The sequence below is a fragment of the Staphylococcus sp. EG-SA-2 genome (assembly GCF_017152085.1).
This window is the reverse complement of sequence record NZ_JACYHC010001209.1, coordinates 1-644: the sequence shown is the minus strand read 5'-3', so window position 1 is coordinate 644 and position 644 is coordinate 1. Positions and strand designations below refer to the sequence as shown.

The following is a 644-nucleotide window of genomic DNA, read 5'->3' as shown; positions in this document are numbered from 1 at the left end:
GTATCAGAAACTCAAAAAAACAACTTAAAGATAAATCACGTCCATATGTTGTTACAACTTTATTTAGTACTAAAGATAATTTTACTAAAGATAATACAATAGACGAGATGATTGATTTTTCTGAAGTGCTAAAAAAGAAAAAGAATATTCCTCATGATTTGAATGTTTCTCTTCAAATTTCTAATAAATATATAAATACAACAAGACCTAATTATAGTAAGAAGGATGTAATAGAAGTAGGTGTATTTAATCATGAATAAGCTAACACGAATGATTAAACTAAAAACAATAAAAAGATAGGTTCAAAAAAGCCATCTCAAAAATTAATCAAACAAACAACATTCCAACCAATGCTCGCAAATCGCAAATTCATTATACATCACCAACTTAATTAATTTTCATTTTAAGCATAGTTATTGAGGTTTTGTGATATATAGTATAAAATTAATGGGAATTAAATTTAATAATGTAAAATTCATCTTCGGGGTCGGGTGTAATTCCCAACCGGCAGTAAATTAAGCCTGCGACCTGCTAGTATGTATCATATTAGTGGCTGATCTAGTGAGATTCTAGAGCCGACAGTATAGTCTGGATGGGAGAAGATGGAGGTTTTTTGTTGTGCAATAATCCTCCTATTCTTACGA

The 644-nt window shown here is 29.7% G+C and carries 1 protein-coding gene and 1 riboswitch; the gene reads left to right on the top strand.

What is annotated here, in order from left to right; genetic code table 11:
* On the top strand, nt 1-260 hold a 260-nt coding region (locus tag IDG60_RS19700), incomplete at its 5' end, for a DUF1672 family protein (protein ID WP_206161095.1).
* Nucleotides 261-473: 213 nt separating this feature from the next.
* A riboswitch (FMN riboswitch) is annotated at nt 474-608 on the top strand.
* The last annotated feature ends 36 nt before the right edge of the window (nt 609-644 follow it).